At 35.8% G+C, this 18,289-nt stretch carries 13 protein-coding genes; 12 read left to right on the forward strand and 1 reads right to left on the reverse strand.

The annotated features are described in order from the left end of the window. Positions 1 to 93: 93 nt before the first annotated feature. The 4 genes from MWU82_RS23215 (at position 94) to MWU82_RS23230 (ending at position 7,307) form a co-directional block, all read left to right on the forward strand. The gene (locus MWU82_RS23215; protein WP_247098107.1) at positions 94 to 2,346 is read left to right on the forward strand and encodes a 2-oxoacid:acceptor oxidoreductase family protein; all 2,253 of its coding nucleotides are present in this window, start codon (positions 94 to 96) and stop codon (positions 2,344 to 2,346) included. Positions 2,347 to 3,507: 1,161 nt separating this feature from the next. Further along, positions 3,508 to 4,341, forward strand: coding sequence for a DKNYY domain-containing protein (locus MWU82_RS23220; protein WP_215950035.1), 834 nt, complete (start codon positions 3,508 to 3,510; stop codon positions 4,339 to 4,341). A 328-nt stretch (positions 4,342 to 4,669) separates the two neighbouring features. After that, entirely contained in the window at positions 4,670 to 4,969 is a 300-nt protein-coding gene (locus tag MWU82_RS23225; RefSeq protein ID WP_247098118.1) for an ester cyclase, read from the forward strand. Between the two features lie 343 nt (positions 4,970 to 5,312). After that, on the forward strand, positions 5,313 to 7,307 hold the full coding sequence (locus MWU82_RS23230; protein WP_247098108.1) for a YjhG/YagF family D-xylonate dehydratase: 1,995 nt from the start codon (positions 5,313 to 5,315) through the stop codon (positions 7,305 to 7,307). Positions 7,308 to 7,730: 423 nt separating this feature from the next. Here the strand turns inward: MWU82_RS23230 and MWU82_RS23235 are convergent, their stop codons facing one another. Further along, a complete protein-coding gene (locus MWU82_RS23235) occupies positions 7,731 to 9,479 on the reverse strand; it encodes an exo-alpha-sialidase (protein ID WP_247098109.1) in 1,749 nt (582 codons plus the stop codon). Positions 9,480 to 9,750: 271 nt separating this feature from the next. Between MWU82_RS23235 and MWU82_RS23240 the strand changes: the two genes are divergently transcribed. From MWU82_RS23240 to MWU82_RS23275, 8 genes are all read left to right on the forward strand, one after another. Continuing rightward, positions 9,751 to 10,641, forward strand: coding sequence for a helix-turn-helix transcriptional regulator (locus MWU82_RS23240; protein WP_247098110.1), 891 nt, complete (start codon positions 9,751 to 9,753; stop codon positions 10,639 to 10,641). Between the two features lie 98 nt (positions 10,642 to 10,739). Then, positions 10,740 to 11,189, forward strand: a complete 450-nt coding sequence (locus MWU82_RS23245) for a MoaF N-terminal domain-containing protein (RefSeq protein WP_247098111.1) — start codon at positions 10,740 to 10,742, stop codon at positions 11,187 to 11,189. 296 nt (positions 11,190 to 11,485) lie between these two features. Next, positions 11,486 to 12,451 (forward strand): MBL fold metallo-hydrolase, encoded by a 966-nt coding sequence (locus tag MWU82_RS23250; protein ID WP_247098112.1) that lies wholly within the window; start codon positions 11,486 to 11,488, stop codon positions 12,449 to 12,451. A 63-nt stretch (positions 12,452 to 12,514) separates the two neighbouring features. Then, a complete protein-coding gene (locus tag MWU82_RS23255) occupies positions 12,515 to 13,144 on the forward strand; it encodes a class I SAM-dependent methyltransferase (RefSeq protein ID WP_247098113.1) in 630 nt (209 codons plus the stop codon). A 7-nt stretch (positions 13,145 to 13,151) separates the two neighbouring features. Continuing rightward, entirely contained in the window at positions 13,152 to 13,349 is a 198-nt protein-coding gene (locus tag MWU82_RS23260) for a hypothetical protein (protein ID WP_247098114.1), read from the forward strand. 983 nt (positions 13,350 to 14,332) lie between these two features. Further along, positions 14,333 to 15,766 (forward strand): M43 family zinc metalloprotease, encoded by a 1,434-nt coding sequence (locus tag MWU82_RS23265; RefSeq protein WP_247098115.1) that lies wholly within the window; start codon positions 14,333 to 14,335, stop codon positions 15,764 to 15,766. A 256-nt stretch (positions 15,767 to 16,022) separates the two neighbouring features. Continuing rightward, the gene (locus tag MWU82_RS23270; protein WP_247098116.1) at positions 16,023 to 16,430 is read left to right on the forward strand and encodes a nuclear transport factor 2 family protein; all 408 of its coding nucleotides are present in this window, start codon (positions 16,023 to 16,025) and stop codon (positions 16,428 to 16,430) included. Between the two features lie 691 nt (positions 16,431 to 17,121). After that, on the forward strand, positions 17,122 to 18,228 hold the full coding sequence (locus tag MWU82_RS23275; RefSeq protein WP_247098117.1) for a M23 family metallopeptidase: 1,107 nt from the start codon (positions 17,122 to 17,124) through the stop codon (positions 18,226 to 18,228). Positions 18,229 to 18,289 lie beyond the last annotated feature (61 nt).

Genomic DNA, 18,289 nt, shown 5'->3' on the forward strand with positions numbered 1-18,289 from the left:
AAAGACCGTTTCGGGGAAGAATTCTTCCCCGAAACGACCAATATTAAAGAAAAATTGTTGAATTTAGAGATGTCCTAAAAAGGGTAAGGCTACATGGTGAAATCCGTATTTAATAATTTAAAATCCCTTCAACCAAAAAACAATTTTACTATTGGTATTTTCGATGACCTTACCAACTTAAGTTTATCGTACGCCGAAGAATTCAAAATCAATATAGAAACTTACCAAGCATTATTCTATCAACATCAATCATTAAATAATAAAAACAAGTTCAATTGTGTGTCAGAACTGATTGGAAACACAACAGAACAGTACGTTCAATCGTATTCAGAAGGCGATTATAAAAAATCAGAATCCAGAAATGTGATGCATTTACGACTAGATTCAAAACCCATTAAAGCACCTTATTTAATTAATAATGCCGATTTTATTGTTTGCCAAAATGAGTACTTCATTGTAAATGACAATGTGTTAAAAAACATAAGACAAAACGGAACACTTTTGGTTGCAACTTCACTTCGGACCAATGCATTTTGGCAGACACTTCCTGTAGCAATTCAGGAACAAATTATCAAAAAAGAGATAACGCTTATTATTGTGGATAGTAATAATTTAAAAGAAAGTTATAACATTGAAAAACATTCAATTTCTTCTCTTCAAGCTTGTTTTCTTGCCTTAATAAATGAACTTACTGAGAATTCTACTTTAGCAGAAATAAAAAAGCAATTCATAAAAGTTGATACTTCAATTCAAACGAATTTTGATACGATTTCAATTGAAGATGATAAAGATTTTACAACGACACTTTTAGGTAAATTATTAGCAAATAATGGAAATAAAGTCTCTGTAAGCGAATTGCCAGTTGATGGCACATATCCAACGAATACTTCAGTTTATAACCCAAATACAAACACGACGACGATACCTAAATGGAATCCAAATAGTTGTACCCAATGTGGTGCTTGTAGTATGGCATGTCCACAAAGTGCCATAAGAATGAAAGTATTTGAAGATGAAAATTTAGAAGAAGTTCCGCAAGGTTTCAAATCTGTAATTTCAAACGATTTTGACTTAATGAATTTTACTATTCAAGTTAATTCTAACCAATGCAATGCATGTAATAATTGTATTGATGCCTGTTCGGAAAAGGCATTATTTATGGCAGATAAGTCGGATTTAAATAATGAATATTGGAGATATTTTGATACCCTTCCAAAATTGGATAGGACTATTATTGATACTTCTAAAGTTAGTCAGCAACAACTACAAGAACCATTATTTGAATATTCAAATGGAGATGATGGTTGTGGTGAAGCCCCATATTTTAAATTATTATCACAATTATTTGGAGACAGACTGTTAATTGCTAATGCCACAGGTTCAAGTTCAATTTTTGGTGCAGCATTACCAACAACACCTTGGGCAAAAAACAAAGCAGGAAAAGGTCCTGTATGGTCAAATTCATTATTTGAGGATAATGCGGAATTTGGTTTAGGGTTTAGATTATCATTAGACCAACAAGAATACGAAGCAAGAACTTTGCTTAAAAAAATGATGGAATTCCTTGATTTTGATTTAGTACATGATATTATCACAGCAAAACAACATTCAGAAATTGAAATTATTAAACAGCAAAATAGAGTAACGCAACTAAAAGAAATTCTTAATAAAATTAAAACTAGTGATGCCGATGAACTTAATCGTTGTGCAGATGCTTTAGTTAAGAAAAGTGTTTGGTGTGTTGGTGGTGATGGTTGGGCATACGATATTGGTTTTGGAGGTTTGGACCATGTTATTGCATCTGGTAAAAACGTAAATATTCTAATTTCGGACAACGAAGTGTATTCCAATACAGGTGGGCAAATGTCTAAGGCAACACCATTTGGAGCATCAGCTAAATTTGCCCATTTAGGCAAAGCAAAACAAAAAAAAGATTTAGGATTAATGGCAATGACTTATGAGGATGTTTATGTGGCTTCAGTTGCAATGGGCGCAAACCAAGAACAAACATTAAAGGCTTTTAAAGAAGCCGAATGTTTTGATGGTCCATCAGTAATTATAGCCTATTGCCATAGTAATTCTCATGGTATTGACATGAGAAATCCAAGTCAGTATCATAAAGCAGCAGTTGCATCTGGCCAATGGTTGCTATATAGAAATGACCCAAGAAAATTGAAATCATTTCAGCTCGATTCAAATCAACCAACACTAAAAATTGAAGATTATTTAAAAATGGAAAAACGATTTGATAGATTGCTCAAATCAACAAATAACCAATTAATAAATAAACTACAGATCAATATAGACAAGCGTTTTCAAAAATATAAATCCTTGTCATATTCATGAAAATAAAACCTAAAACCATAGAAAAAGGTGATTAAACTTTAGAAAAAGCAATCGTTATTCTACTCTCAGAAGGAATTGTAGTAGAATATTTAGACACTTTGTTTGAAAATGATATAGAAGCTATCCTGTATAATTATACCCATAAATCGTTAGTGATTACACTTGGAAAGATTTATAAAGGGCTTAATGAAATTAAAGAATTCATGTGTTAATTGATTAAGCATTTCTTTATAAAAAGTACTGTTTTAGTACATGATAATATGGCTATTGAAAACGAAATAGTTCATATTGTTTAGCATGAGCGCGCAACAACATCAAGCTTATCAATGGCATCAGACACCTTTTTTATAAAAGACGAATAAATCAGGAAACTTACCTTTATATGCCAATTAAACAATACATATAAATACTAAAAAAATATTTTAGCTAAAGGGATTTTTTATTTACCTCTTCTCTTAATGCAAAATACTTGCGCAAACAACATTTCACTTCTTTTAAAATTTTGTGTAATTCATTTAAGAAGTAATTAAAACTAAACTTCCGCAAATAAATATGATGACCTATTGAAACAAATAAAATAAAAGCTAGTGGACAACAATGTGTATATTTAACCGGCCCGACAGAGTCGTTCCTGTCCTTGCCAGCACGGGCGGACTGGCGGGTTACTTGGTCACTGCCGACTTACGAACATTCCTGAGGAATATTCTATCTGTAATTTATTTGCTAAATTAGGTGCTTAACCACGTAACTAATCATAAACGTGACATAGCAATAATTTGAAAAAAACAAACTACAAAACAATACTTCTAGCTTATATTCCAATCGGAATTATACTTTTTTTTATTCTAAAATCGGAACTAAGTACAGGATTTAGAGGATTTCTTGACTTTGGAAAGTATACTATCTTTTTGGTTAGTGGAATCATAGTGTTTATTTACACTATAATAAAACAAGGGATAAGAATTAAGAAAAAAGTTGAAGTTACAGAAGCCAAAATTATTATAATCCTACTTTTAATTTCTACTTTTTTAGCCATTGGCTCATTATATATTCCAGACTATTTATTTTACTAAAACTAAAAATACCTTATTATTACTTCCTATAATTTCAGAACAGAATTTAAACAACTAAGTTTTAAAACCACATTTATAAAAATTTAAAATGAACGATTTAATAATCTTGGATTTATTTTGGGACAGACAACTTGTAAAAGATAAATCAGGCAAAGAATTTGAAATTTTTAGAGGGAAAGATTATGATCATGAATGGGTAAATTTAGGTAACGGATATTCAAAAGATAACAATTGTATTTATTATTATGATGACACTTGTTTTGAACAATATCTGAACAAGATTGATATTGCCAGCTTTAGTTTAATTGAAGCAAATGAAGCTGAAAACACCATTTATTTTAAAGATAAAAACGCTGTATATCTAAAAAGTTATATGTGTGGTTTTACAATCTTACCAGAGGCAAGTCCAAACAATTTTCGCATTATAGATATTGATAATGGCTACTTAACTTCTGGTGAATTCGATTACTGGTATGAATCTAAATTACCTTATGCCCTTTCTGAAATGACGCCTATCAATGAAAGCTACCAAAGAGTAGGCGATTCCATTTTCTTTGCACATACCATAAAAATGACTTGTGATGTTAATACCTTTGAACAAGTTCACCCAAAAGTTGCAACAGTATTTAAAGACAAAGGAAATCTGTATTTTAAAAATGAAATAGTAGAAGGCGCTAATCCTGCAACTTTTCACTTTTTAGAAGACTGTATAGGTAACAATTCCCCTTATTATTTAGAATGTGATATTCATTTTTATGCTAAGGATGACAAACAGGCCTACTTTGTAAACGAACCTTTTGGAATTAAGATCATAAAGACTAAAGATTTGGAAAATTTTAGGTTTGAAGTGATAGATGAAATTGGATATGGAAGAGACTCTAATTACAGATATGAAAAAGGGAGAAGAAAAAAGGTAAAATAACTATGGCAACACCGAATATAAATAATGGCTTAAACCTTAACTGGTTAACTATAATTAGTCTTCTACAAATTGTGTGAATTGTTTTGCAAAAGAACAGAACAAACCACGCCACTAGAGATATACAAATGCTTTAGAGTCAATTTGAACCAAATAATATGAAAAAGAAATTCTTAATTTTAACAATACCATTGATAATCTTGACGATAATTACAGGATGTAAATCTGAAAAGTCGGAATACGACAAAATGGTTGAATTTGGACAAAAATATACAGATGCCTGGAATAGTAAACAACCGGAGGGAATGGCTCATTTTATGCCGAAGATGGTATCCTAACTGTAAATAATGGAAAGCCGGCAGTTGGAAGTAAACAATTAGCAGAAACTGCTCAATCCTATATGGAAGCTTTTCCTGATATTGAATTAACTATGGACAGTTTAACAGTCGAGAGCGGAAATTACAGATATTATTGGACATTTAAAGGGACAAATACTGGACCTGGCGGAACTGGAAATAAAGTTGATTTTAACGGATTTGAAGAATGGACAATGAATGACCAAGGCCTTATAAAAAAATCAATCGGAACTTATGATGCGGAGGAATATCAAAGACAACTAGAAGGAAAATAAAAAACCAGCTACCAACATCGTTTATAATTAACCAGCCCCACAGAGTCGTTCCTGTCCCTACCGGCACGGGCGGACTGGCGGATTGCTAATTTAAGTGCTTAAAACACCCAACTAACTATATACAAACGCGTTATGTGCAATTGACAATACCTTAAATCGTTCTTGACAGATGATTGCTCACCTCCTAAGCTTCCTTTTTTCCTGTTGCTTAAGCTATCCCTCACTTTTGGTGTAGATAAATGTGATGTAGTTTAAAATGATAAGGACGTATCCTTTTGAAAAATATTTTCCCTTGTAACTGATAGATTAACTTGATGCCTTCGTATCACGATTTTAAAGAAATATGAGCAATAACGATAAAGAGCACTTCCAAGAGAACAGTCCCTTTTATTTCCCTTTAGAAGTTACCCCAAGAAAAGGGCTACTACCAATATCACGGGAAGACTATGAAAACAAGCCCAGTGGTGACATCTTTGGTAAAATACAGGATGCCGGGATGAAGTGGAATCCTGGAGATGTAAATCAATCGGAATTCCTTATAATGAGTACTGCGGGAGGATTAAAGAACGGTGAAGAGACCCTGGCACTGGGCATGCACTCAGGACATTTCGAATTGGGGGATGCCGCAAAAGTTGCTGCAAGTGCTTTCAAAAACCTCTTTACCAAACCCTATTATGTATCTGTATCCGATCCGTGTGATGGACGTACTCAAGGCACTACAGGCATGATGAATTCATTGGCCTATCGCAATCATGCCGCCACAGTTTTAGGAGATTTAAGACGCTCTTTGCCCAATCGCAAAGGCGTTATGGGCATCGCTACTTGTGACAAAGGCCTACCCGCGATGATGATGGCATTGGCTAATGAATCCAATTTACCAACGATTATCATGCCCGGCGGAGTTACATTAATCGCCAAAGGAATCAAAGATTTGGGTTCGGTACAATCATTACCATCGCTTGTTTCCCATAAAGAAATATCATTGCAAGAGGCACAATCCCATGGATGTGCTTCTTGTGGGACACCAGGTGGAGGTTGTCATTTTTTGGGAACGGCGGCCACCTCCCAAGTCGTTGCGGAAGCATTGGGAATGGCATTGCCACATTCGGCATTAGCCCCCTCTGGAGGGAAGATTTGGTATGCCCTTGCTAAAGATTCAGCCATTGCTCTGGTAAATCTGGCAAAAAACAATATATATACCAGTCAGATCCTCACTCAAGATGCCGTGTACAATGCTATGGTAGTACATGCTGCTTTTGGCGGATCTACTAACCTCTTACTGCATATCCCTGCTATAGCCCATGCAGCGGGACTACCCATGCCTACTCGAGAAGAATGGGAGAATATTAACCGAAAAACGCCACGATTGGTCAATGTGCTCCCAGCGGGGAAGTACTCCACAGCACACGTATATGCTGCTGGAGGAGTACCAGAGGTAATGTTACATTTGCGAAAATTAGGGCTACTCAAAGAAGATTGCCTCACTGTTACAGGCAAAACACTGGGCGAAAATTTGGATGTCTGGGAGCAGGGCGGCAAAATGTTCACTTGGGAAGCAGAGAATAAAAGAAATAGACGTCAACAAGTACGTTTTAACCTCCAGACCTTTAATCCTGATGCACATCCTGATAAAGTGATACTATCTCCTAAAGGAGCGAAGAAGGCCAACATGAAAAGCACCTTGACTTTCCCCATCGGAAATTTGGCACCAGAAGGGGCGCTGATCAAAAGCGGTGCAATCGCTCCAGAAATGATCGATGACAACGGTATATACTATAAAAAAGGAGTTGCCAAAGTATTTGTCTCTGAAGCAAATGCCATGAAGGCAATTAATCATGGAGAGGTAAAGCCAGGTCATATTATCATATTGATTGGAACAGGGCCAAGTGGTACAGGAATGGAAGAAACCTTCCAAATCACGGGCGCTCTGAAACAATTATCCTTTGGAAAAGAGATAGCCTTGATTACCGATGGGCGTTTTTCTGGCGTTTCCACAGGCGCATGTATAGGACATGTTGGTCCAGAGGCTCTAGTAGGAGGACCTATCAGTAAGGTTCAAGATGGAGATATCATTGAAATCAAAATTGATTGCGATAATCTAAGTGGAAGTATAAATTTAATAGCCTCGCACAGCGATCCCAATGCCAAACTAAGTGAAGCCGAAATAGCAGAATTGTTTTCAAGCAGATCACCACATCCAGAACTTCGACCACATCCAGAATTGCCCAATGATATTAAAATTTGGGCAGCGACGCAGAGCGGTATATGGGAAGGATGTGTACAGGATGCTGATCGGATTTTAAAGATTGTGAAAGCAGGAATTGATGCTTTAAAATAAGAAGAAGCACATAACAATAAGTATGGATTCATATCTGCCCGTACCTTGCGGAGACGGCAACATAGTACAATCTGTTGTTATACTTGAAGATAAAAATGGTTGTAATATTAACTAGAAACATTTTGTTAGCTAAACGGTAGTTCAACTACAAGAATTCAACTAATTAGCTTTAAAATTATCAATAGCAATAGTGAACACAAAACTGAACACGTTCTTATAAATTAGCATCTGGAAAGACCTGTAAATAGGGGTTTTTTAAAGCCCTGGTAGGAATTTACAAACCGGAGGTCGGGGGGAGCGTGTCCCCTACTCTCTCCACAAAACTCAAGTATTTAAAAATCCCCGGATTGGTTACTGCCAATCCGTTTTTTTATGCCTTCTTTTAATGAAATGATTACTGCAATAAACTGTATCCTGAAATAATCAATTTCCATGAAAAAGCATATTTGATGGAATTTCTACCTTCTCAAAATCGTCACTTTGCCAGGATAAAGTCAATTTACTTCCGCCTCCTTGCTGGAAATAGTTGAGCGAGATTTTATGCAAACCGGATTTTAAAGAAATGGAGCCCTTTTTTTCGTAATTGCCATGCGCCCCGTCATTGTCGATGAGCGCCTCATCATTCAAGAATAGCACACTTCCATCGTTTGATTCGAGAAAGAAGGTGTATAATCCATCTTTTGGGACATTTATGTATCCATCAAAGACGTAACCGAAATTTTCTGTTTTCGGACTGTTTTTTATGGAAAATTGAGGGATTATACCGGATGCTGTTTCCTGCTTTTTTTCAAGGCCTCTCGCCTTGCTTAATTCTTTATTGTAATATTTATAATGGAGCCCTGTTGTCGGTTTCTCCGTTAGTTGCTGTGCCTCTTCAAAAATGTCGGTGCCAATTTCCGCAGATACGATCTGACTGGGAGTTTTGTCTGCCGAAAATGCCTGCATACGCAACAAGGCTTTCTTGGTAATGACAATCGGTTTGCTGTATAGAAATTTATTTTCCGGTTTGGGCAGAGAGCCATCAAGGGTATAATAAATTTGGGCTGTTTTGTCCTTGGATGCCAATTGGATGTTGCCATTTTGATCTGATGCCAATTTGGGATTTTCTGCAGCATCCTGATAAATCCAATCCAAGCTAAGGCGGGTGATTTGCGTAGTAGCCAAACCATGCCCACCCTTTCTATCGCCTGCACAATGCCCCAAGAGCACATGATTATCAAGGAATTCTATTGCAGTGTAGCAATACCAACCATCAGGGTCACTTTCTATGGTCTTTATCTTCTCCCAACTTTTTCCTTCATCTTTGGATATGGCTAGGTTGTAGGGAGTTCTGTAGCCACCATCTCTTGAATTTTCGTAGTTGTTGTTCCATACCAACAATAAGTCTCCTGTTTTTGGAATGCGCTCTATGGAAGCTGGGGAAAGTGGCGATTTTATATTTCCCGCTACGATTGGCGACCAGGTCTCGCCCTCATCTTCCGAATAGGAGAAGTATTGTACACCAGCGTCTGTCCGACAAAAGAGCATCATTTTCCCATGATCCAATTCCACGATTCCTGGCTCTTGCAACACTACGTTCTTAAGATTGGGTACCTCCATGGATTTCGACCAGCTTTTTCCCAGATCATCCGAGAAATAGCAATATATCTTTCCATTAGCAGTCATACTGGATTCAACCTCACCATGCAGTGAAGTAGGATAAATGATCCTGCCATTGGGCAACTGAAGCAATCTGTCGTTATTTACAACATGATATCCTTCGTCTTCCATACACCTGATAGGTTCACTCCAAGTTTTTGCCTCATCAGTAGAAATGCGCATATATGGTATACAGTCCGTTTCGGAGTTTTTTCTAATGTAAAAAAGGGCCAAACTTCCATCACTTAGCCGCAATAGAGAAACGGACATCACATTCATTCTACCTTCGTTGGGTATAATGCTAACGTCTTCCTGTGTCCAGGATTGGCCGCCATCACTGGAATATCTCCCCGCCAGATAAGCTTTGGCATGATCACCCGCTCCACCCGTAAAATGGGTATAAACAAACAATATCCGACCATCTTTAAGCTGGATAAAATCACCTTCGCTATTTCTGGGATTATCAGAGGAAGGAGTTAGGCGTAAAGTAATTTCTTTGCCGGAATCTTCATGTGGAGCTGTTTTACAACCCATAAAAAATAAAGCTATTATCAGAAAAAGGAAGTGGTAATGGTGGTTTGTGTGGTTCATACCTTTTGAAAGCTAGGGTAATTCTATTTTAGCGTCTTAAATTAGCCATTTTAGAATTTATCACCTTGAATATTATTGATAATTCTTACTATTGTAAATAGCTCTAAGGAAGTATTGCCACCAATAGTAGATTAACACGTGTATTTAGTAGTAAAGGACTATATAGAAAATAAACAGAACTCGGAGGTATATTAGTCAATTCACAACCCTAAGAGTGCTAAAGCTTAATAAACTTACCAGTCTGAACAACATACCCAACATATCATTTGAAAGCGAAATAGATGAAAAGGAATTTGAGTTCCTTAATCTATCCCATCTTTTAGCTAAAATAAGAACAGGATTAGATCATAACCCCAATAAACCCCATAGGCTTAGCTTTTTTGCCTTGTTGATCGTTACCAAAGGTTCGGGAAGCCATCATGTTGATTTGAAAGAATATCCATTAAGAAAAGGTACCGTATTAAAAATAGCAAAGGGACAAGTGCATGCTTTTGAAGAAAATCCGAGTTATGACGGTTTCCTAATTGTGTTTACGGAAGAATTTGTGCTCCAATATTTTTCAAAATCATCGATCCGGTTTATATCACATCTCTATAATTATCATATTTCCAAAACTGCTGTTGATGGCAGTAATTTTAATGAATCGTTTATTGGGCAGTTAAAAGATGAACTGGAAGCAGAAAACACTTATGCTCAAAAAAATATTGTGGCTAAACTTCTAGAATTGTACCTACTAAAGTTGGAACGTCTTTCGCAGGCAAATGATTTACCAAAACAACACCCAAAGCACTATCCATTATTTCTTGAGTTTAAAAATTTAGTGGAAGAAAAGTATACTGCCACAAGAAATGTAAAGGATTATGCGGATATGCTCTCAATTTCTACAAAGCATTTAAATGGAATAGTAAAAGAATTTACACTAAATACTGCCAAACAATTTATTGATAATTTAGTGATTCTTGAAACTAAAAGAACCATTGCAAGTTCCAATTACAGTTTAAAGGAAATTGGATATGCAGTGGGATTCGATGAAGTTACAAATTTTACCAAATTCTTTAAAAAGCATACTGGCACTAGCCCTAAACAGTTTAAAACTGACTTATAGCGGTTTCGTTCCCATATTTACCATTCTTATCCGAAGATTCACCTACCGGATTATTCTGAATTGGCCCAATTTTGTACCAAACTTTAAAATCATAGTAAATGAAAACAAAATTAGCTACATTTCTTTACCTTGCTCTATTTAGTGTTGGACTTAGCTTGGCTCAAAGCAAAACCACGGACGAAAATAAATTTCAATTTGGAGAGCCTGAACATTTCTTGGATGGATATTCATTGAATTTCCAGTATCAGGATGGTACTGCCATACATATGGAATTTTATAATGGCAAAGCCAAATATGAATGGGTCGCCGGACCAGCAAAAGGAAATGGAAACAAGGATATACCCTATCGTTCCCGTAAAATTGGCAATGATCTTTATTTGATCAACTGGCACGAAACAGATAAAAAGGACTATCTAACCCTTGTTTTTGATTTTGAAAAAATGCTTGTGCATAGTTCGATTATAGTAGGTTACGAAAACAAGCCAGAAAGAACCTTGAAAACGGTATTCAAAAGTGGAATTATCGATCATTTAAATACGGCTGAATAATTTGCAAATTAGTTTTAGCCTTCTATTCATTGCTATCTTCCATAATTAGGAGGAATAGGGGTCTATTGGAATCTATTATAAAATCTGATGAAGTCTGAAAAAGATTCATCAGATTTTTTATTTATACCTGTTTTATTCAGTGATCAACGCCTTGTTGATTTGTCCAGATGGATTTTACACAACTTCAACATATGGTTTCATATTTACCATTTTTATTGTCGTTTTGACAAAAATAGTATTGTAGAAGCACATCACCTTTGCAGTGTTAAATAAATTAATCCTTAAAAATAAAAATTATGAAATATTTAAAATTAAATTTTTGGTTCTTGGCAATCATTGCATCAACATTATTGGTTTCATGTAGCAATGATGATAACAGTGAGCAAACGACACCTGTAATGGTAGAATTCGGAGAAGCACCATCAAGTTCATTGATTACAACCGGCGTGGTAAATGTAATTACAGAAAATACGGCAAGATACCATACCATTGATTTTGCTGCGGCGCCATATACCGTTACAATTGTTGAGACAAAAGACAATATAGTACTTGTGGATTTAGGACCGGCACCTGCTTTTGCAGATGAGTTGGAAGCCTATGTAGATGCTATTAACAAACCAGGAGCTGTAATTATAACCCACAACCATGGTGACCATTATGGAGGAGCGGGGAATTTTACCGATTTGGATTTTTATGCAGAAAACACGGTGGCAGACCAATTGAACAATACCGATGATTTTACAGGTTTATACCCTAATTCGGTAATAGGTGTTAGCGGCTCTCAAGAAATAGGAGGCCTATCATTTACTTTCGATAAAGTTTCTAACGCTGAAACTGGAGAAAATGGCTATTTATACAATGAAGAACTTAAAATAATTTTTTCTGGAGACCTTGTATACAACCTTGCGCATCCTTATTTAAGAGAATACACGCCTAATGCAGGTGAAGATGAAATAGACAATTGGGTAGCAGGTCTAAATGTTTTAAAAACTAATTTTTCGGGTTACAGTCATCTTTTTGTAGGGCATAATGGTTCACGTTCCGATATTGGAACTGTAATTGATGAAAATATAGATTATCTACAAACTGCTCAAGGCCTTATTAAAGGAACTGAAACTGTTTCTGGAGGAGGTACTGCTTCCACTCAACAAGAAGTAGTGGATGAACTGGAATTGCGTTACCCTAACTATTTGGAAGGTGGTATCTATCTATCACTACCTGATGCTTTCTTTCCTGGTGACCCTGGAGCCGATTGGTTTTAACCCACCACTAGGTTTCTTAATTCATTCAACAACATTTTAAATGTTTCCTTTTCCAAAAAAATTATGATTACAAAACAACAAAAGCAAATAGCATCAACCTTAAAAGAACTCTATAACGATTCTAAATACGATATGCTCAATATGATGAAGGGTGCAGCAAAAAGCATTTTCAAACCTATGCACCCATTGGATTTTAAGGATTCGTATCTTTCCATTTCGAAAGAACAAGGAGTAGGTTTGGTGCAACTCATAAAGGAAAACCACATTAAGAATGTTGTTGAGTTTGGAACCTCATTCGGAATTTCGACGCTGTTCTTGGCACAAGGTGTGTTGGAAACTGGAGGGAGCGTTATCACCACGGAATTAATTGAATCGAAAGCTAAACAGGCAATTGAAAATTTTAAAAAAGCTGGTGTAAACAGTCATATTGAAGTTAGAATTGGAGATGCATTAAAAACATTAAAAAATCATGATAACCCTATAGACTTATTATTATTGGACGGTTGGAAAGATTTGTATTTACCCCTGTTCCAAATGCTGGAGCCTAACTTTCATGCAAACACATTTATATATATTGATAATGCAGAAATGACAGAAGTTAAAGCATTTTTAAGAACGATTGGTCAAAATCAGAAGTATCAATTACAAACTAAATTTGGTGGAAAAGTAGTATTGGCAACTATTAAAAAGTAAAAGAATTATGAGTCAAGTATCCATTTGCCCAACATGTGGCAGCAAGTCAAGAATAAAAGAAACAGATGGAACAACATCTTACCAAGTCATTCAGGATGATGAGGTATTTAAAAAAGTAAGTCAACTTAAAAAAGCTATGGAAAAATTTAAGGCAAAAGCTGAAACTCTTGAAAAAGATTTAGAAGCATTAAAAACAAACAGTTAAAATCCTTAAAAAGAAATTACGGTTGGATAATTGTTGCCATATTGGCAATACTACCGATGTTTATAATTTTTATTATGATACATATTAATTTTACGAATGGCTTTTCTATTGCTTTCATCGAACGAGCAGGTAGCGATGGTAAAACCACCTTGGAAATGTTATACCATGTTTCTGGAGAGGTCGCCATAAGATGGATGACGGCTGTACTAAGCTGTACACCGTTTTTAGGATTCAAAAAAAATACCCCCTTTGTTACCCGCTAGAATTTTGCCTATAAAACTTTAAGTTGGGCAATAGTATTCCTAACTACTATTTACAGTTCTTGAACTATTAAACTTCGGGTAGGGAAAATAATTACTTCTTTCCAACTGGGAGTTTGGATACCGCAATGAGGGAATATGATTTCATCTCGTTAGTTCCGCCCGGAGAAGCACATCTAAGAGGACCATTAAAACATGTACATATTTCAGGACTTTCCTGACAAGTTTCATCATCAGGTCCTCAGGAAATACCATTAAAAAGTAAAGACAAAACGGCTGGATGTAAAAATGATTTTGTTTTTGTGATCTCTGTTTTTAAATTAAAATTAATTGTGTTCTCAAAACTATGTAAACAGCTCATCTTCAGCTGTTACGTATGTGGAAAAGCATAAAAAGATGTACCAAACACCTCATTTAGGTCTTTACATTTCCACATGAACCACTTAGCGGCAGACGACTAAATGATGTAATACAACAGATAATTCCGTATTTCATCGATGAAGCCAATACCAATAGCAATAATTGTTACCTTAGAAGCTAGGAAACTAGCTCTTGGTTGTAGTAATGCCTCTTCTATACTAGCGTTAATTCATTGGATTATAGGATTTATAGGATACAAAAAAGTATTCGGATACCGCACAGTTGACCTGAAGTTTGCTAAAATGGGTATATGTTAACTTGTTGCTACATCCCTACGTTGGCCTACAATAAAAACCTAGAATTATGAAAAAAATATTTTGCCTATTTCTATTATTAATCAATTTAAGTTGTAGTAGTGATGATAGTGATAGTGAAAATGATAAACAACAAATCTCAAATACAGTTGCTTCCGTTGAAATTTCATCTTCTTCCGAAACAATTTTGGCCGATGGAAATGATACTGCTACCTTTTCCGTAATAGCTCGTGATGATAATCAAAATACCATACAAAATTCAAGTGTTACCTTTTATATTAATGGGACTGCCCAAGACTCCAATACCTTTAGCACCAATACAGCAGGACAATATGATGTTTATGCTAAAATTGATCTTGTTAAGTCAAATTCAATAACGATCACTGCAGAAGAAGTAAAAGTTAATCTTTCCAGCATAAACTTAAGTTCTAATACATCTTTGATTATTGCTGATGGTAATTCTAAGGCAGAATTATCTGTAATCTTTTATGATGATAATAGCAGTCCAGTTGATAATGTAGATTATGAAATCATTGATAATGGGAATGTATTGGGTAACTTGGATTTATGGTATTCTACTGCAGTAACTGGGAGTCATGATTTAAAAATTCAAGCCTATGGTATTGAATCAAATACCATTAATTTAAACGCGAGGGAAAACATTAATTATCCTTCAATATCTGTTCCCGTTATCTTTCATATTGTTCATTTTGGAGAAGACATTGGCTCTGGAACCAATCTAGCCCAAAGTCAAGTTACAGCACTATTGGATAAATTAAATAAGGGTTTTTCAAATCAATACAACTCTGACAATCCCAATGCTGTTGATACAAAAATTGTCTTTCGGCTGGCAAGTTTGGATTTTAATGATGATCCATTACCTGAACCGGGAATAAATAGAATTGATGGAAGTTCATATGATGATGGTGTACCAGAATCTCCTGAAAGCTTTGATATTGCAAACGACAATAAATTAGGCTTTAATGAGTATTGGGATTTGGGTTTGGCAACTGTTTGGAATCCAAAAATGTATTTAAATCTATGGATAGGTCCGGACCAAGAGGCCAGAGGAAGTGCAGCATCTCCCTGGACTTATGAATCTTATCCTCTCAACGGTTTAGTTACAGTCCCAGATAATTCCGAACTTGAGCCAAATAATGATATTTTTCCGAGTTTTTGGCTAGATACCAACAATGCCTTAAATTCTACGGCTATAATACACGAAGTGGGTCATTCCCTAGGATTACTTCACGTATTCTCCAATGACAATTGTACTTCAAGCGATTTTTGTCAAGACACTTATTCATATATTATAAATGATCCAAACCAACCTTGTTCCGATAATCAAGGTGAAAATACTAATGACAACTTTATGGATTATACAGGTTCTTACAATACTTTTAGTTATGATCAAAGAGAAAGAATACATCATGTTTTTGATTATGGCTTATGGTTAAATGAATTGAAAAACTCAAATAAATAACCTATACCAACCATGGCTAATAGTAACCAGCCCTACATTGTTATTGTGTAGGTTGCTAGGGGGAGGTGGCAGAAAGCAATCGCCAATCGACTAATAGTTTGCAACTTATTACAATAGCCTAAGCTGTGCTTCATTAAGAAATGGATAAAGTAAAATAATCACACTTGGACTTATGATGTCCTTAGAAAAGAAGAAATCAATTTTCGAATGACTTAAAAACAATTAGAAATACATTTATTAACTTAAATCAAAAATCATGGAAAATAAACAAAACCTTCAGGTTATAGAGAATCTTTACAACGCTTTCGCAACGGGAGATATGCCTACAGTTCTCGGGTCTATGGATCCTGCTATTGAATGGAGCGAAGCTGAAAGTAATTCGCTTGCAGATGGCAATCCCTATGTTGGTCCAAATGCAATTTTAGAAGGCGTTTTTGCGCGTCTTGGAGCCAACCACGAGCACTTTGGGCTGAAGGATGTTAAAATCCACGGTATGAATAACAATAAGGTTCTAGCTACCCTGCGTTATGATGCGAAAGTAAAAGCAACTGGTAAGGCCTATAATGCACAAGCCGCACATCTATGGACGCTTAATAATGAAGGGAAAATTACGGCCTTTCAACAATTTGTGGATACCAAGAAGTTGGCAGACGCTGAAAAGTAATTTACTGGTATCAACGGATAGGTGACCAAAAAAATAACCACGCTACAAAGCGTGGCAGGTGAAAACCCGCCCGTACCGAAACCAGCCCATCAAACCATTCCCGTCCGCACGGGCGGACTGGCGGAGGCACGTTAGGGCGGGCAAAAAGATTTCTCTATGTAAGTGGCGGAAAGCAAACGCCATTTGACTAATGGTTTGTTAAATATTTAGTAACTTGTTGCTATAGCCCTACGTTAGCTTTCACCAAGAATTAAATAACAAAAAACAAATACCATGAAAAATTAATCAACACCATACGAATCAAATTTCTTTTCTCTTCTTTCATAGAGCTTACCATTGTTGTGGTTTTTGAATTTGGTGACAGCTATCAAGAACAAAAAGTTGGCACCCAAATAGATTTTGAAAAAGAGAAGGAGACCATGATGGACCCACATTCAAATTAGGGAACATTTCGAGTTTATATTAGTGGGCTTCCTAATCCTTTGTAAAGCCATTCATCATTGCAATAATTGTACTTCATAGTGATGAATTTAATGAAACAGTAAAAAATAAATTTTTTTTTACATTTCAAGTGAGGCTCTAGTCTAGGTAAATTGGAAAAAGATTTTAGGCAAAAAATATATCGACCTAAAGCACAGATTTTTTTCTGACTTATTAATATTTAATTGTTCTTATTCCAATAATCAGTGACATGAAAGCAAAAACTCGTCTAACTACGCATTCTTTTAGCAACATTGTAAAAATCTTTATCTCTTCGACATTGGTTTTTCTTTTTTTATTTACCACAGGGAGTTGTGGTAAGGATGATCCAAAAGAACCCAAGAAAGAAGAGATGGAAGAAGAGATGGAAGAAGAGGTGGGATATAATTATCCGGAAGGTAAAATATTTTTCGACTTCCCACCCATGGATTTAGATGGAGCTGCTGCATATGAACCCATGGGAGGATTCGGGGTGTTCCCTCAGGATCATGGTGGTTTTTATCATTTTGAATATGGGGTCGATGAACCAACAACGCCTATTTATGCTATGGCCGATGGGGTCGTTATAGAACTGGGGGCCGGTGGTGGTGATTTGTTCATGACCGTTAAGTATAGTACAACCATAAGCACCAAACTAGGCCATGTAGGCAGATTTGCAGATTTTATTTCAAATCAAACAGATCCTGTAATAGAAGGTAGCCCTTTAGATGTTGAAATTGAAGTAAAATCAGGGGATATTATTGGTTACATCTCATCCCTTTCAGCTTTAGATATCGGAGTTCATGATTTAGATGTGGGGGACAGTAAGTCATTTTGTTATCCAGAAGGGGCCTATTTTGAAAATTATTTTGCTGTAGACATTTTTGATTACTATAAGGACGAGAACCCTGTAAAAGCGGAATTTTTAAGTAAGAATGTTAGAGAACTACCCCCCTATGGAGGAAAAAACGACTATGACGTAAAAGGAACAATCTCTGGAAATTGGTATATCAGGGATAAATTTGAAGGCAAGGATCAGGCTGCCAATCATTTTGCCATCGGATATGATCATATATATGCACAAAGAATTGCACTTCTCGATGGATTACCAGCCCTTGATCCTGATATAGAAGATACGTACTCGTATTCGTGGATAAAATCCAATAGTCCAAAACCCGAAGAAGTTGATATTGCTTATGGACTGGTTAAATACGAATTAATTGCATCTCGCCATTTAAAAAGAAACGATGATGGAACGTTTGAAACAGTATCAATTGATGATGTTGATGAGCAAACGCCAAGAGGTGAACTTGCAACAAAAAACGGGACAAAAAGTTAAGCTACATTTTTAAATTGCATTATTTGTTCAAATTCTAGTATTGTGCGGTTACCCAGAGCTG

Source organism: Arenibacter sp. S6351L, from assembly GCF_023016025.1.
Classification (GTDB): Bacteria; Bacteroidota; Bacteroidia; order Flavobacteriales; family Flavobacteriaceae; genus Arenibacter; species Arenibacter algicola_B.

Bases quoted from the DNA above. Each gene is read 5' to 3' on its own strand.
- MWU82_RS23245 (WP_247098111.1), top strand. From the start codon at position 10,740: ATGAAAACAAAATTAGCTACATTTCTTTACCTTGCTCTATTTAGTGTT.
- MWU82_RS23255 (WP_247098113.1), top strand. From the start codon at position 12,515: ATGATTACAAAACAACAAAAGCAAATAGCATCAACCTTAAAAGAACTC.
- MWU82_RS23235 (WP_247098109.1), bottom strand. From the start codon at position 9,479: ATGGGTTGTAAAACAGCTCCACATGAAGATTCCGGCAAAGAAATTACT.
- MWU82_RS23270 (WP_247098116.1), top strand. From the start codon at position 16,023: ATGGAAAATAAACAAAACCTTCAGGTTATAGAGAATCTTTACAACGCT.
- MWU82_RS23230 (WP_247098108.1), top strand. From the start codon at position 5,313: ATGAGCAATAACGATAAAGAGCACTTCCAAGAGAACAGTCCCTTTTAT.
- MWU82_RS23220 (WP_215950035.1), top strand. From the start codon at position 3,508: ATGAACGATTTAATAATCTTGGATTTATTTTGGGACAGACAACTTGTA.
- MWU82_RS23275 (WP_247098117.1), top strand. From the start codon at position 17,122: ATGAAAGCAAAAACTCGTCTAACTACGCATTCTTTTAGCAACATTGTA.
- MWU82_RS23260 (WP_247098114.1), top strand. From the start codon at position 13,152: ATGAGTCAAGTATCCATTTGCCCAACATGTGGCAGCAAGTCAAGAATA.
- MWU82_RS23250 (WP_247098112.1), top strand. From the start codon at position 11,486: ATGAAATATTTAAAATTAAATTTTTGGTTCTTGGCAATCATTGCATCA.
- MWU82_RS23265 (WP_247098115.1), top strand. From the start codon at position 14,333: ATGAAAAAAATATTTTGCCTATTTCTATTATTAATCAATTTAAGTTGT.
- MWU82_RS23215 (WP_247098107.1), top strand. From the start codon at position 94: ATGGTGAAATCCGTATTTAATAATTTAAAATCCCTTCAACCAAAAAAC.